Raw genomic sequence first — 13,653 nt, 5'->3', positions numbered from 1 at the left:
ATTCAACCTCGAAAGATAAACAGGCCCTAGCTAATAAGTGTTTCTAACAAGCTCAAATTAATAGGTTTAAGTAAAACTCGGTCAATATTTAAATCTTTTATTTCTCTTGGGTCTGGCTCTGCTCCACTTACAATCACTAAACGTAACTCAGGATAACGGTCGTTAATTTGCTGGCCTAAATCAATGCCACGCCCATCGGGTAAATGCATGTCTAACAATACCTTATTAAATTGCTGGTCGTGATTAAGTATTTGCAAACATTGTGCGCAGCTAGACGCAATGACTGTTTCAACGCCTAGGCTTTCTAAAAGTAGCTGTGTAATTTGCGCTGCATCGTGGTCATCTTCTACAAGTAAAAAGCGCTGTTTTTTCTCTGTTAAGTCCGAACTACTATTTATATCTTTGGCTTGAGGAGCATGTTCTGGCGCTACCAAATAATCTTGCAAACATTGATACAAAGCAGTGCTATCAACCGGTTTTGGTATTACATCATTAAAGCCAAGCGCAGCAAGTTCTTCATGTATTCCTTTCATAGTAGCAGCAGTGAGCGCAATTATTGGGCCTTTGTAGCCCATTTTTCTAAGCTCTATGGTAGCTTCCTTGCCGCCCATTACAGGCATATGAATATCAATAAAAATAATATCATAAGGCGCTTTATACGCATCTGCTATGCGTACTTTTTCAAGTGCTTGTTGGCCATGCTCTGCGTAGTCTACTCGCGCGCCACAGGTACTGATCATATGACCAACTAGCATGCGTAAGTCGCGCAAGTCATCAACAACCAATACTCTTCCGTGTACTTTACAAGGAGCCAGTTTACTTTGTAGTTGCGGCGCACTGCTAAAGTTAAGTACTTGGCGCTCTACTTCACTAATATCACCTGGGTAAACCGAAATAGTAAACGTAGAGCCTTTACCAACTTCAGAGTGCAAACTAATATCACCGCGCATACGCGCTAACAATTCAGCACATATTGCCAAACCTAAGCCAGCACCACCTACAGAGCGCGATTCTACATCAGCTATTTGCTCAAACGGTTTAAATATCAGTTCTTGTTTTTCAGGGGCTATACCCATTCCTGAATCTTTAATACTAAAAAACAGCATTTCAGTGTCATCAACCCACTGCGTCCACGCATTAACAACAATTTCGCCTTTATCGGTAAACTTAACCGCATTATTTATTAAATTTATTAAAATTTGGCGAACTCTTGTTGCATCAAGTCGTGCAACTAAAGGCAATGGCTGATGTGATTCAAAGCGTAGCGTAAGGCCCTTATCGAGCACCGATACGCGCATTAACGTGTATACATCGGCAAGCATGCTATCAAGGTTAACTTCGCTCAAGGTCAGCTCTAGTTTATCGGCGGCTATTTTAGATAAGTCGAGCACATCGTTTAATAGGCTCAATAAGTGTTTACCGTTTCGATAAATTACACCTAATTCATTTTCTGCTTGCTGACTAAAGTCGCTCTGCATTAATAGTTCGGTGTAACCTAAAATAGACGATAGAGGAGTTCGTAATTCGTGGCTCAAATGCGCTAAAAAGCGGTCTTTAGAACGGTTTTCTGCTTCGGCTTTTAAACGCTCTACTCGCTCACCTTCAACATCTTTACGCGCCAAAGCATAGCGAATAGCACGCGCAAAGCGGCTAGAGCTCATTTCTGTTTTTATTAAATAATCTACCGCGCCAGCATCAAGTGCCGCCGAATCGAGTTCGTCGTTTGACTGCCCGGTAAGCATAATAATAGGGCCGCTAAAACCATTAGCAATGGCTTCTTTTAATACATCTAAACCATTAGATGCACCCAAGCGGTAATCAAGCAGGCAAATGTCATGCTCGTTTTTACTAAGCGTTTCAATTGCCTGCTCTGGGGAGCTTATCCATTGAATGTTAAACGTGTGTGAATCCAATTGGTCCAGATAGTCGCAGGTGAGTATGTAATCATCTTCATCATCTTCTACAAGCAGCAACTGAGTCACTTTATCTAACATACAATCTCCATTAATCGTTAAATGTTGTCGGTAGCTCTACAAATTCTACCCAGTATTTTCCAAGTGTTTTCATTAAATCAACTAGGCCATCAAATGTTACCGGTTTTGTAATATAAGATGCAGCGCCTAGGTTATACCCTTTAACCATGTCTTCTTCTTGCTTGGACGTAGTTAAAATTACAACCGGAATACCCTTTAAGTTAGGGTTTGCTTTAATTGCTTCAAGCGCTTCACGACCATCCATTCTAGGCATATTTAAATCAAGCAATATAAGCCCAGGACGAGGCGATGTTGCTTTGTCTTCAAACTTACCTCTACGCTCTAAATATTCAAGTAGCTCAACGCCATCTTCAACAAAGTGAAGTTCGTTAAGTACACGGCTTTCGGCAAGGGCATCTTGTGTTAACAAACGATCATCTTCATCATCGTCTGCCATTAAAATAGTAATCGGTTTTACTTTTGTATAGGGCATTTAAGCCTCTCCTTGCAATGTGAAAAGCGCAGCTTCCACAGGTAGTTTTATGGTGAAAGTTGCACCTTCACCGTCTTTACTTTGGGCTGTAATTGTTCCGCCATGCCGCTCCACAATACGCCTACATACAGAAAGGCCAATACCCGTGCCTTTATACTCTGAGCGGCCATGTAAACGCTGAAACGGTACAAATATTTTATCGGCGTAGTCTTGTGAAAAACCAATGCCATTGTCTTCTATTGTAATAACTTGAAAACTTAATTCGGTATTGTGATCAGCACTAAATATATTTTCATGCTGGTAACTAATTTTAATATGTGGATTTGTATCTGGGCGTCTAAATTTCACCGCATTCGACAACAAATTTAAAAACAATTGCTGCATTTGGCTTTTATCAGCCTGAATAACTGGTAAGTCTTCTACATCTACTTGCGTATTAGACTCATCTATCGCAATTTCTAAATCACTTAATATATCAGCTACCACTTCGTTTAAATTTGTATCGTCAAAGTCTTTACCACGCGTTGCTATACGCGAAAACTCTAATAGGTCGTTTATTAAGTTAGACATACGTTGAGCTGCATTTTTCATACGGCCAATATAATCAATCCCTTTTTCACCAAGTTCATCTTTAAACATTGTTTCAAGGCGATCGCTAAAGGCTTGAATTTTTCTAAGTGGTTCTTGTAAATCATGGCTCGCCACAAAAGCAAACTCTTCAAGCTCTCGGTTACTTCGACTCAACTCGTCAGAATACAACGTTAATTCTTGCGTACGTTCCGACACTTTCGTTGCTAGTGTTTCGTTTTGTTTTTCAAGCTCAAAACGATACTGTGCTGAATTTCTTAAATTAAGGCGCGTCATAATAAACATACCAATAATAAGTAGTGCACTTGTTATTGCCGTTATAGCAAACGTAATTTTAGCCTCATTTTTTATCTTTGCTAACTTTGAAAAATGGCTCACTTTAAAAAGTAATTCGCGGTCTTGTATTTCATTTACGTGCTCACGAATTTGTTTATAAAGCTCTCGACCTTTATGTGTATTTAACACATAAATTGCACGTCGTTCTTTGTCATCCAATGCTAGGCTTACAGTTTGCTTTAGCTCTTTAATTTTACTATCTACAAGCACTAGTAATTGAGCAATACGCTCTGCTTGGCCATCTATTTCAGAGTGGAGCGATTTAACATGATCTGTTTGTGCCTGTATTTGCCCAATCGCATCATAGTAAGGCGTTAAATAATCAGCCTCTTCTGTTAATAAGTAACCACGTTGACCAGACTCAGCCTGAACTACTGATAAATGCAGTTGCTCAATTGCCGTTGTCAGCATATTAGTGTTATCTAAACTCTTTTGGGTTTGCGTTAAACCTTGAATAGTGTTCAATGCTAAAAATGCGTTACCTACAATAATACTCAACACAACAACTATAAAAGCTGCCCAAGTAATATTCGCTTTGCTTTGATGTTTTTGCTTGTTCATTAGCTTCCCGAGTTAGTGTTTAAACAACACTGTATTTATTGAGAGTCTGATATTTTTTGTAAACTTTCACTGCACTGTTGGCAATTATTGATAATTTTATCAAGTGCATCTAGCGCTTTTTCTTTTGGCATATCGTTTTCAAGTACCAATTTAATAAGCTCGGCATTCATCGAAATACGATTTAGCGGTCCTCTTGCATCGTGTACTAATTTATTAAGCTGCTCTGTTTGGTTATCGGATGTCATGCCCTTCCTCAGATCTATTTATATTCGCCAATACCGCCATACGCATTAAGGCGGTTATAAAGTGTTTTTGTACTAATACCTAACATTTGCGCAGCAAGTGTTTTATTACCTTGCACTTTATCAAGCGTTGCATGAATAAGTTCTTTTTCAACTTCTTCAATTGTTTGCCCTGCCGATACTGGCTTTTCTGCAGTTTGATTATTAACACGCGAAAACGGCGATTCTAAATTGTCAGGCAAAATAATATCGCTAGTTTGCGGATCACTCATAATAAATGCACGGTGTATCGCATGGCGAATTTCGCGCACGTTACCCGGCCATTCATAGCTTTGCAACTCTTTAAGCTGCGCTGGCGTCCAACTAAAGGCAGTGCCATTTTCGTCATTAAGTTGATCTAAAAACGCTTTAGCTAATAAAGGAATATCTTCTTTTCTATCGCGAAGTGGCGGTATATCAATAGGAAAAACCGCTAGCCTAAAGTAAATATCTTCACGAATAATATTATTTTGCGCTAAATCGGTAAGCGAGCGGTTAGTGGCTGAAATAACACGGCAATTTGTTGGTATTTCTCTGTTACCACCTACGCGCGTTACTTTTTTAGTTTCAAGCACTCGCAGTAAATTTGGCTGCATATCAATTGGCATTTCGGTTACTTCATCTAAAAATAAAGTACCGTTATTTGATTGCTCAAATACCCCTTCTTTACGCGCTATAGCACCGGTAAAGGCACCTTTTTCATGGCCAAATAATTCACTACCAATTAACTCTTTTGAAAGCGCACCACAGTTACTCGCCACTAACGGGCCTTCACATTGGCTGGCGTTATGGATAGCTTGAGCAACTACTTCTTTACCTGCACCACTTTCACCCATGAGCATCACGTTAGCATTTGTTTTAGCAACGCGTTCAATCATGTTGTAAAGCTTGTGCATTACCTCTGATTCGCCAATTAAGCCACCAAAGTGACGCGTTATACCACTCGACTTTGCTTTTTTAACTGCTTTTTTAGGGCCATTTAAAACCAGTTCTAAATCTTCGCGTTGTAATGGCTTTAATAAATGCCCTACATTTGGCTCACACATTTCAGCTAAAATACCCTTAACTGAAGGGTGGCCCGAAATAAGTGTAATTTTTGGAGATTGCCCAATCATTTTTAAATGATCGAGTAAATGCAGACCGCTGCCATCTGGTAACATAAAATCTAACAGCACATGGTCAAAGGTATTATTTTCAAACCATTGATGCGCTTCTTTTAAACTGGTTGCGGTGCTTATATTGTGGCCGAGGAATTCGACTATGTGGCAAACAACGTCACTAAATTCAACGTCATCGTCTACTAAAAGTATGTCTAACATGATAAATCCCTATGCTTTTTTGTTATTCTACGCATCATAAATACTAATTTAAAGGCGTGTATAGAATCTATTTCTAAGTTAATTTAAGTGATTCAATACCATTTATGTTACCAACTCAATATTTACGTAAGCTTAAAAAAATCGATCATAAAATATAAAAATAATTAAAATCGTTCCCATTTATAGAATGGTGCCAATTGTTATTATTTAAACCCTAAAAAAAGGAGGTAAAATGCAGCAATTAAAAACCCTGATTCATTCAGGTATTAATATCGACCAAGGCACTCAATTTACTCGCATAACAGGCCGTGCCATTGTAATTAAAAATAGTAAAATACTTTTAATGTACACAAACCGCTATGAAGATTACAGCTTGCCTGGTGGTGGCGTGGATGAAGGCGAAAGCATTGAGCAAGGCTTAATACGCGAACTAAATGAGGAAACCGGTGCACAGCAAATAAGTGTAGTAAAAGCCTTTGGACTCTACGAAGAGTATCGTCCTTGGTATAAAGACGATTTTGACATTATCCATATAAAATCGTATTGCTACGTATGTAATATTGCCGACGAACTTGGTAAAGCCCAGCTTGAGCATTACGAGCAACAAAATGGCATGACTGCTAAATGGGTTAATATTAATGATGCAATTGCACATAACGAGCGCACGCTTGCCAACAGCGAAAAACAAGGGCTTTCTATTTTGCGAGAAACCTACTTACTTAAAAAGATTGCTGAACAGCTTTTTTAACGTCTACTTACCTGTTTAAAAAACGAAATATACCGACCCCTAAGCTAATTTTTTAGGGGTATAAAACCGATATAGTCCTACTAAATTACTGGCCATAAATAGGCTTTCCATTAATACAGCTATCGGCGAGCCTACTAATATATTATGACTTATCCAAAGCGATGTACCCACCACCATAATTAAGCGTAAATACAGATCATTTTTTTGAAACGAGGCAAAAGTCTGAATAAGTGTTGCAGCAAGTGCCAAACCACTTAGCCAGCTATACCAAGTAAAATAAACTGCTAAGCAACTAAGTAACATAAACGCCAACATGACCCATGTTTTTCGCGCAAATACACAATATAAATAACGTATTGCTGCAATTAACATTAGGCTACCCGCACTGGCATGGCCAAGCATAAAAAAATGAACTGACGTAAGTAAAACAGAACTAAATAAACACATTAAAATAAGCGAACGAGACTTAAACTGAAAAGAAGCTAAATCTAATAAAGTAGCGATGGCTACCAAGCACTGAGCAAATAAAAACATAGTGACTCCTGAAAAAACAGCAGTCTAACCAGCTTTACTATTTTTACCCTTAACTTAAGTTAAGTCGTTTACGAATTCGTGATAACGAAATAGCCGATATACCAATATACATAGCCACTTCGGTTAAGCTTAACTGTGCAAGCCAGTGCGGCTTTTTTAGTAACAAATAACGATAACGCTGCTCAGGACTATTAAGTAGTAAAAAAGCCTCCTTTGCCTCTTTAAATATAAGCTGCTGAGCAACAAGCTGGTTTTTAATGTCGACCCATTCACTGTTATCAAATATATGTAATGGGACAACGATAACTGTGGCAGCCTTTATAACCTTTAACTGATAAAAAGCCTCTGTGTCTGTAAGCCAATTAGCAAACAATAGCGCAAATTCATCTTTAAAATAAAACTCCTTACACCTTTGCCCTCCATCAATTGTAGAGTGCAAAGCGCCAAGTACACCGTCAATAATTAAATAACCATAACGCTGCGTTTCGCCTTGTTGTAATAGCACTGTATCTCGGGAAAATTGCTTAACTGAGTATTGCCCTGCCAGCTTTAGTTTTAAAACGTGTGTAAGCTCGGCATAACTATCGCCCAGTTCAAATACATATGTTTGACTCATTTATTTGCCATTTTAATCATTTGCGAATTTTAGCTGCACTCGTATTAGCATATTGAGTAAACAACCTTATATTATCAGCGCTGCACTAAGCTTTATACGTGCGCAGTAACCATCAGTAATCAAAAGTAGTAAGTAGTAAGTGAAGATTAGAAAAAACGTATCATTTTTATCTCTATGTAACTTTTTCTGCTAATTGCATTATTTACAGAACATATCAGAAAGCATTTCAAATAAAAATTATACTTTTATAAAAAGTAAAAATAAAAACTCAAATATTACATACAGTTATAAGTAATTTATTAATGACTACTAACTGGCTTTTGTTTTGCACCCTTATAGATAATTAATTTGTAAGGAGATAGAAATGAGTAACACAGTTAAAACGATTAATCCGGCAACTGAGCAAACCATTAATACCTACACACTACTTTCTCAAAAGGAAGCTGAGCAGGTAATCGAAAAATCTCACGAAACATATTTAAAATGGCGTTTAACCTCATTTACCGAACGTGCTAAGCATTTAAATAAATTAGCATCGCTATTTGAAGATCAAAAAGAAGCTATTGCAAAACTAATGACCGAAGAAATGGGTAAAGTTTACGAGCAAGGCTTTCAAGAGGTTGAGCTGTGTGCAGCTATTTGTCGTTACACCGCCGAAAACGGCCCACAAGTACTTGCCGACGAAGAACGTGATATGGAAGGTGGCCGTGCAATTATTAGCTACCAACCAACGGGCGTTTTATTAGGTATTCAACCTTGGAACTTCCCGCTTTATCAGGTAATTCGCTACAGTGCTGCCAACATCATGGCAGGTAACACAACAGTATTAAAGCATGCTGGTAACGTATTTGGCATGGCTGAAAAAATCGACACCTTATTTAAACAAGCAGGCTTTCCTGAGCATTGCTTTAGCAACTTACTTATTGATGGTAAAACAGCAAGTTCATTAATCGCGCACAAAGCAATTAGCGGCGTAACCTTTACAGGTAGTGATGCTACAGGTAAAAAAGTAGCTGAAGAAGCTGGCAAGCATGCTAAAAAGACGGTACTTGAGCTTGGTAGTAACGATGCCTACTTAGTACTTGATGACGCAGATTTAGAGCTAGCAGTTAAAACCTGTGTAACAGGCCGTATGATTAACAACGGCGAAACCTGTGTTTCAGCCAAACGTTATGTAGTGGTTGAGTCTCTTTATGATGACTTTAAAGCGCAAATAAAAGAGCAATTTGAAGCCATGAAAATGGGCGATCCAATGGCAGATGATACAGACCTAGGTCCAATGGCACGTGAAGATTTACGTGACGGCATTCATGACCAAGTTATGCAATCAGTTGAAGCCGGTGCAAACATAGTAACAGGTGGCGAAATTCCATCGCAAACAGGTTACTACTACCCACCAACGCTACTAGATAACTTATCGCCTGGTATGCCTGCGTACGATGACGAACTATTTGGCCCTGTCGCTTCGCTAATAAAAGCGAAAGACAACGACGATGCAATGCGCATCGCCAACGACTCTCGCTACGGTTTAGGCGGTGGTATTTTCTCTAAAGATGAGAAAAAAGCTATTGAGCTTGCTAAAAAGCACTTCGACACCGGCATGATCAACATTAACGGTTATGGTTTAGCACAGCCTAACTTACCGTTTGGTGGTGTTAAAGGCAGTGGCTATGGCCGAGAACACGGCGGCTTTGGTATGCGCGAATTTGTGAATGTTAAAAGCATTATGATCGCCAGCTAATTTAGTTTTAAAAGTAATACATAAAAAACCTAAAAGTGGGTAACCGCTTTTAGGTTTTTTTAACTTCAAAATTAGATTATAGAAGAGCCTACTACCTACTAAGTCTAAACCGCAACGCAAGCGCACACTAATGTAAATGAGCATTTTGCTTTTTAATCATTATCAACATAAAAGAATAATATAACAAATTCAGAAGCACTGATTGCAGCTAGCTGCATAATCAGCAAAAACATAATCCCAATTCCAGCTTGAGGGTCAGGCTCAATACCAAAAATGAGTACTGGCGCTAAAATAATAGTAAATAATGCAGCTAAAATTCGAATAAAAAAGAGACGTTTATTTTGGTAGTTATTAGCATTCGCTAAAAAATATAAAACCAAATAAGGTAATAGCATAAACGCAAAGCCAATTTCAGTTGGCATCCAGTACTTAATAGCGACAGCAACTAAAGATAAAGCAGCAAGCGCCTTAACTGGGTAGTACATTTTTTTATAATTCACATGCTTTCCTTTGCACGTAGTGCTTTATTAACACCTAATAAAATATTGCAGAACAATATAAAAACTTAAACTATACAATGCAATCTATTTCACTAGACTTAACCTGGCAGGCAACAATGAGCGATGAGTGGACGCCCCACTAAGTTGAGTTTAAGCTAACTATTTACTAGCTTCTCGCTATTGGAGCGATTCGCTCTCGCTTTTTTAAGATAAACTCTTTAAATTGACGTAATGTACAGTAATAGCAATTAGTTAAGATAAATGATAAAAGTGTACTATGAACAAGGAAACGATTTGAGTTAGAAAAAACGAATCTGTTGCTCGTTTTTAATTATAATAATTTAAATGGAAGTTTTTATGACGGAAAGTAAGCCTTATCTAGAGCTCTACGATCGAGTGAATAAAACAACAAAAAATAGATTTGCTGCTCAAAGAAGATTGGAACACCATAATAAAGCTGTTTTGTGGACTATAACTTTATCCTCAATTTTTTTGTTAATAACTCCTCTAGCGCAAGGTTTTGGACTGACTCTCACTCAAGATGAAACTTTAATTGATTTTGTTCAAATTCTTCTTACGGTCGTTATTTTAGCTGTTTCGATTATATTAAGTACTGCAAATTTTGCTGTTCGTGGTGAAAGAATTCATAACTGCGGAATGGAACTTAACGGGTTAGCCAGACGTATTTATCCTAAAATAACTTCAACGTCAGAAGATGCTGAATATAAAGATATAAATAAAGAATACGATGAAATTCTTCGTCGTTATGAAAATCATACCAAAGTCGATTTTATGAGAACTAAACTAGATATGTCTCAATATTACCAACCACCATTTTGGTATCGCCCAGTTTTCTTCCTTCGCTACTTATCTGAGTTTTGGTTATACATTATTATACTGTTAGCTGGTGCGAGTTGGGTCGCTGTTTTATTCGGCGTAGTTTAGGTATACAACCTACTCAAGTGGTGCAAATAATAGCTAAGTTTCATTCCTCACTAATTTTAGTCAACATTTTACGCCGATTATCTGGGCGTAATATTTTATTGGAATATACCCATGATCAGTCCTACAACGCGTGAACGTTGGAATACCAAAACAATAATGACTATTACATTTCTTGTATCAGTTGTTTTGATAGTCAGTTCAATGTTTTTTCCAGCAGAATATGATGATTGGAAGAACATTCAAATTAGTGTGGCATGTTCAATATTAGCCAGTAATTTAATTATGTATTTAACATCTGAATTTATGCTAAGAAGTAAAAGGCGAACTGATATTATCGATAAGTGGGGTGTTGAGGCTATTTACAAAACTAGGGCTGAAATGAATTCATCGACCAATGTTGCATTGTCAAAGTGCAAGGATGAAATTGAAATTATTGCATTCGGTTTAAAAGGATTTCGTGAAACACAAACGGAAGAAATTAAAAGGCTGATTAATAAAAAAGTAACAATTAAAATTTTAACATTGAACCCTGAATCAAAAAACTTAGAATTAGTTGATGAGCGTGAAGGACAACTCAAAGGTGCTACAAAAAAAACTATACAAGATTTGGTAAAGTGGTGTGAAGACTTAAACAAAGCCATAAAAAAACCTTGTATTGAGATAAAATTTTATGATTGTTTACCGCTAGATTTTTACTTCAGAATTGATGATCATGTATATGTTGGTCCTTATCTTAAGGGAATATCTAGTCAACAAACCATTTCTTATGAATTTACACTAGGTGAGGGCTATAAGTACTGGGTAAATTACTTTAATACTCAGTGGAATTCGTAAATGCTAAGAAAACCGGATTATGAAAATGGGCGCTTTTTCATAAGTCCTATCTTAGGGTGCAATGCTAGGTGTTCATTTTGTTATATTTATTCAAAAGGGTATAAGACTAAAGTTTCTAGAAATGAATTTGATCTAGAAGAGACAATTATTTTCTTACATTCTCATGAAAAGTTTAAAACAGGAGTTAATGGTTCAATCATATCGATTGGAGCATGGGGAGATCCTTTCCTTCGTTATAGTAAACATTCGTGTAGTCATACGTTGCAATGTCTAAGCGAGCTAGCAAAGCTAAAAAATCCAATACAAATAATGAGTCGATATGAGCTGAGTGATGATGTTGTCGAGGGTATTGTGAAATGTAATTCTTATGCTGGGCAAATACTTGATTCAACGTCTGTTAGCACTCTTAGTAGAAGCAGGGAAATTGAGCCTTATGCTGATAAGCCTGAATTAAGGCTCAAGAGTATAAAAAAATTAAGAGATAACGGAGTATCAACAAATGTAATGGTCAAACCATTCTTATCAGGTATTACTGATCTTGAGATTAATAGTTTTATTAAGGTTTTTAATAAATTTGGCGTAGAGCATTGTGTGGTTGGTGATCTATTCGTTGATGAAATAATTAAAGCTCAGCTTTTTAAGTTGCCTGATGCCTCTTTGGAAATAGAGATTAGTGGTGATAAACAGGTTTTAGATTGTACTTCTGGTGAATCTTACGAAATTAATATTTCACGTAAGATGCTAGAGTTTTCTTCTCTACTTGAAAAGTCTGGCATCAAGGCATTTAAAAAGTCTAGTTGTGTTAATTCATACATCCTTAATATCCCAAATCCTGCTGATTATATAAATGAAGACCCACATGGCTACTGTATTAAGTGTGGTGTATGCGAAAAAAAATAGCAAAGAAATAAGTTGCGGTTGGCAAGGCGCAACTCATTCTAGCCAACCTTTACTAACAACTTATTATTGAGGTATTACCAATGACCGCTTATGGCACTCTCCAGCCACTCGACAACATAAAATACTGATTATAATTGGCAAGGTATTTTACTGTGTCGGATGGCGTTTCGCTTATCCGACCTACACTGTCTAATAGCTATAACGTTTCCTCAAACCTTGGCACTTTTCGCTTATCTGCCTTGCTCATAGCTAGCTCTTGGATTTCTTCATGCTTTAGAACATCGGATTTATCTTCTAGTGATTCCTGATTGGCATTCTCAAAAGAAAGCTCAGTGAGTAGCGCAAAGTGATCTGAGCCATATTTAGCTAAGCGCTTAATACGCTTTACTTTAAAGCCTTCGCTATGAAATAAGTGATCAAGTGGCCAGCGCATAAAGAAGTAGCTTGCATGAAAGGTATTATAAAACCCACGACCTTTACGAGGATCTAAAAAGCCACTTATTTGCATAAATAAACGCGTGCTGCGCGACCACGCTACATCGTTTAAATCACCGGCAACTATGGTAGGCCGTGTAGGGTTTTTAAGTGCTTTAGCCACCATTATTAGCTCGCTGTCGCGCGGGCGCGATGAGTCTTCTTCAGTTGGGCTTGGCGGTGCGGGGTGAATAAAGTGCCCCTGCATTTTCAGACCTTCATCGTTTTCAAACAGTATATGAATAGAAGGAATATCGTCCTCTATTAACTCACATATTTGGGCATCGAGTATTTTAAATTTACTGTATAAGTGCATGCCGTAGCGATTGTCTTTAGGGCATTCTATAAAATACGGGTAGTCTTTTTTAAGTACTGATAATTTATTTTCCCACCAGCTGTCGCTTTCAAGCGTGATAAGTAAGTCGGGTTGGTGCTCGTTAACCAAGCTAATTAACTCCTCACTTTTATGATTCGACATAAGTACATTTGCCGACATAATTCGTACGCTATGATCTATATGCTTTGGTGCGCTTTGCACTTCTTTTTTAGCAAGCCACGTATACGGGTAAATCCATTTGCCTTGTAAAATCATTATAAGTAATGAGGTTAAGGCTATAAATACATAGCTTATTTCACCGCTTTGCCATAATAAAATTAATGAGGCAACAGCTACAAAACTGGCAATATAAAATACCTGTAAACGCACAAAATCACAGCTACGCACTAAATAGTGTTGGCTGTACGACATAGGTAATAAGGTAACCAGTAAAAAAAAGCCAATAATTATAGCCAGCGTAATGAGCATTTTAA

14 protein-coding genes are annotated in these 13,653 nt (G+C 37.6%); 5 read left to right on the top strand and 9 right to left on the bottom strand.

What is annotated here, in order from left to right; all coding sequences use genetic code 11:
• Positions 1-26: 26 nt before the first annotated feature.
• From PX700_RS17015 to PX700_RS16995, 5 genes are read right to left on the bottom strand one after another with little or no spacing between them, the layout of a single operon-like run.
• The gene (locus PX700_RS17015; protein WP_479521373.1) at positions 27-1,994 is read right to left on the bottom strand and encodes a response regulator; all 1,968 of its coding nucleotides are present in this window, start codon (positions 1,992-1,994) and stop codon (positions 27-29) included.
• Between the two features lie 10 nt (positions 1,995-2,004).
• The gene (locus PX700_RS17010; RefSeq protein WP_479521372.1) at positions 2,005-2,466 is read right to left on the bottom strand and encodes a response regulator; all 462 of its coding nucleotides are present in this window, start codon (positions 2,464-2,466) and stop codon (positions 2,005-2,007) included.
• Entirely contained in the window at positions 2,467-3,951 is a 1,485-nt protein-coding gene (locus PX700_RS17005) for a sensor histidine kinase (protein WP_479521371.1), read from the bottom strand.
• A gap of 35 nt (positions 3,952-3,986) precedes the next feature.
• A complete protein-coding gene (locus PX700_RS17000) occupies positions 3,987-4,196 on the bottom strand; it encodes a histidine kinase (protein WP_039485081.1) in 210 nt (69 codons plus the stop codon).
• A 14-nt stretch (positions 4,197-4,210) separates the two neighbouring features.
• Positions 4,211-5,551, bottom strand: a complete 1,341-nt coding sequence (locus PX700_RS16995; RefSeq protein ID WP_479521370.1) for a sigma-54-dependent transcriptional regulator — start codon at positions 5,549-5,551, stop codon at positions 4,211-4,213.
• 232 nt (positions 5,552-5,783) lie between these two features.
• Here PX700_RS16995 and PX700_RS16990 point away from each other — a divergent pair, with 232 nt between their 5' ends.
• A complete protein-coding gene (locus PX700_RS16990; RefSeq protein WP_165727626.1) occupies positions 5,784-6,299 on the top strand; it encodes an NUDIX hydrolase in 516 nt (171 codons plus the stop codon).
• A 39-nt stretch (positions 6,300-6,338) separates the two neighbouring features.
• On the opposite strand, the gene PX700_RS16985 is transcribed toward PX700_RS16990, so the two are convergent.
• Together PX700_RS16985 and PX700_RS16980 are read right to left on the bottom strand one after the other, a co-directional pair.
• A complete protein-coding gene (locus PX700_RS16985) occupies positions 6,339-6,833 on the bottom strand; it encodes a YgjV family protein (protein WP_415636620.1) in 495 nt (164 codons plus the stop codon).
• A gap of 49 nt (positions 6,834-6,882) precedes the next feature.
• Positions 6,883-7,449: a Crp/Fnr family transcriptional regulator gene (locus PX700_RS16980; RefSeq protein WP_479521369.1), complete on the bottom strand. Its 567-nt coding sequence runs from the start codon at positions 7,447-7,449 to the stop codon at positions 6,883-6,885.
• Between the two features lie 364 nt (positions 7,450-7,813).
• Here PX700_RS16980 and PX700_RS16975 point away from each other — a divergent pair, with 364 nt between their 5' ends.
• A complete protein-coding gene (locus PX700_RS16975; protein ID WP_415636622.1) occupies positions 7,814-9,190 on the top strand; it encodes an NAD-dependent succinate-semialdehyde dehydrogenase in 1,377 nt (458 codons plus the stop codon).
• 152 nt (positions 9,191-9,342) lie between these two features.
• On the opposite strand, the gene PX700_RS16970 is transcribed toward PX700_RS16975, so the two are convergent.
• Positions 9,343-9,690: a hypothetical protein gene (locus PX700_RS16970; RefSeq protein WP_165727630.1), complete on the bottom strand. Its 348-nt coding sequence runs from the start codon at positions 9,688-9,690 to the stop codon at positions 9,343-9,345.
• 357 nt (positions 9,691-10,047) lie between these two features.
• On the opposite strand from PX700_RS16970, the gene PX700_RS16965 reads away from it, so the two are divergent.
• The 3 genes from PX700_RS16965 to PX700_RS16955 all read left to right on the top strand — a co-directional run bounded on the left by PX700_RS16965 (position 10,048) and on the right by PX700_RS16955 (position 12,369).
• Positions 10,048-10,635 (top strand): SLATT domain-containing protein, encoded by a 588-nt coding sequence (locus PX700_RS16965; protein WP_290172017.1) that lies wholly within the window; start codon positions 10,048-10,050, stop codon positions 10,633-10,635.
• Between the two features lie 111 nt (positions 10,636-10,746).
• Positions 10,747-11,469: a hypothetical protein gene (locus tag PX700_RS16960; RefSeq protein ID WP_213608934.1), complete on the top strand. Its 723-nt coding sequence runs from the start codon at positions 10,747-10,749 to the stop codon at positions 11,467-11,469.
• The gene (locus PX700_RS16955; RefSeq protein WP_479521368.1) at positions 11,470-12,369 is read left to right on the top strand and encodes a radical SAM family protein; all 900 of its coding nucleotides are present in this window, start codon (positions 11,470-11,472) and stop codon (positions 12,367-12,369) included. It begins immediately after the preceding gene.
• Between the two features lie 196 nt (positions 12,370-12,565).
• Here PX700_RS16955 and PX700_RS16950 read toward each other — a convergent pair whose 3' ends face one another.
• Complete coding sequence (locus PX700_RS16950; protein WP_479521367.1) at positions 12,566-13,648, bottom strand: endonuclease/exonuclease/phosphatase family protein; 1,083 nt, start codon at positions 13,646-13,648, stop codon at positions 12,566-12,568.
• Between the last annotated feature and the right edge of the window lie 5 nt (positions 13,649-13,653).

Source organism: Pseudoalteromonas sp. TP27 (assembly GCF_056470645.1).
This window is presented reverse-complemented; position numbering and strand designations above follow the sequence as displayed.

Excerpts from the sequence above, each read along its gene's own strand:
- PX700_RS17015 (WP_479521373.1), bottom strand. The coding sequence starts at position 1,994 with ATGTTAGATAAAGTGACTCAGTTGCTGCTTGTAGAAGATGATGAAGAT.
- PX700_RS17010 (WP_479521372.1), bottom strand. The coding sequence starts at position 2,466 with ATGCCCTATACAAAAGTAAAACCGATTACTATTTTAATGGCAGACGAT.
- PX700_RS17005 (WP_479521371.1), bottom strand. The coding sequence starts at position 3,951 with ATGAACAAGCAAAAACATCAAAGCAAAGCGAATATTACTTGGGCAGCT.
- PX700_RS17000 (WP_039485081.1), bottom strand. The coding sequence starts at position 4,196 with ATGACATCCGATAACCAAACAGAGCAGCTTAATAAATTAGTACACGAT.
- PX700_RS16995 (WP_479521370.1), bottom strand. The coding sequence starts at position 5,551 with ATGTTAGACATACTTTTAGTAGACGATGACGTTGAATTTAGTGACGTT.
- PX700_RS16990 (WP_165727626.1), top strand. The coding sequence starts at position 5,784 with ATGCAGCAATTAAAAACCCTGATTCATTCAGGTATTAATATCGACCAA.
- PX700_RS16985 (WP_415636620.1), bottom strand. The coding sequence starts at position 6,833 with ATGTTTTTATTTGCTCAGTGCTTGGTAGCCATCGCTACTTTATTAGAT.
- PX700_RS16980 (WP_479521369.1), bottom strand. The coding sequence starts at position 7,449 with ATGAGTCAAACATATGTATTTGAACTGGGCGATAGTTATGCCGAGCTT.
- PX700_RS16975 (WP_415636622.1), top strand. The coding sequence starts at position 7,814 with ATGAGTAACACAGTTAAAACGATTAATCCGGCAACTGAGCAAACCATT.
- PX700_RS16965 (WP_290172017.1), top strand. The coding sequence starts at position 10,048 with ATGACGGAAAGTAAGCCTTATCTAGAGCTCTACGATCGAGTGAATAAA.
- PX700_RS16960 (WP_213608934.1), top strand. The coding sequence starts at position 10,747 with ATGATCAGTCCTACAACGCGTGAACGTTGGAATACCAAAACAATAATG.
- PX700_RS16955 (WP_479521368.1), top strand. The coding sequence starts at position 11,470 with ATGCTAAGAAAACCGGATTATGAAAATGGGCGCTTTTTCATAAGTCCT.
- PX700_RS16950 (WP_479521367.1), bottom strand. The coding sequence starts at position 13,648 with ATGCTCATTACGCTGGCTATAATTATTGGCTTTTTTTTACTGGTTACC.